This is a genomic window from Pseudomonas parakoreensis (assembly GCF_021602155.1).
GTDB lineage: Bacteria > Pseudomonadota > Gammaproteobacteria > Pseudomonadales > Pseudomonadaceae > Aquipseudomonas > Aquipseudomonas parakoreensis.
The window spans coordinates 1-357 of sequence record NZ_BQHY01000077.1 but is presented as its reverse complement, the minus strand read 5'-3'; the positions used below and the strand labels follow the sequence as shown (position 1 = coordinate 357).

Annotated in this window: 1 protein-coding gene; it reads right to left on the bottom strand. The window is 61.1% G+C overall.

Annotated elements, in window-relative coordinates:
- A partial coding sequence (locus L6D63_RS28470) for an immunoglobulin-like domain-containing protein (protein ID WP_236170518.1) occupies positions 1 to 357 on the bottom strand: 357 nt, incomplete at both ends.

Sequence of the window (357 nt, the reverse complement as noted above, 5' to 3'; positions counted from 1 at the left end):
TGTTCTGACCGTTGGCCAGGGTCACCACGACTGGCGAGCCAGTCACTGGCGCACCAACGGTCGCGGTGTAGGTGACGGTACCACCTTCGGCAGCAGACTCGGTCGCGGTCAGTTTGACCGTGGTGGTGTCGATGGTGTCGGTAACGTTGGTGACGGCCGGAACCGTGCTAGGCACCAGATTTTCGAAGTTGCCACCAGTAGCGCTGGAGATGGTCGCTTCGACTTTACCCGCGTCTTTGTAAACGTCATCGGCCGGAGCTGGAACAGTCACGGTACCGGTGGTTTTACCGGCTTCGATGGTGATCACCGCGCCGTTGGACAGGGTCACGGTCACCGGAGTCCCGGCCGGATTGGTCA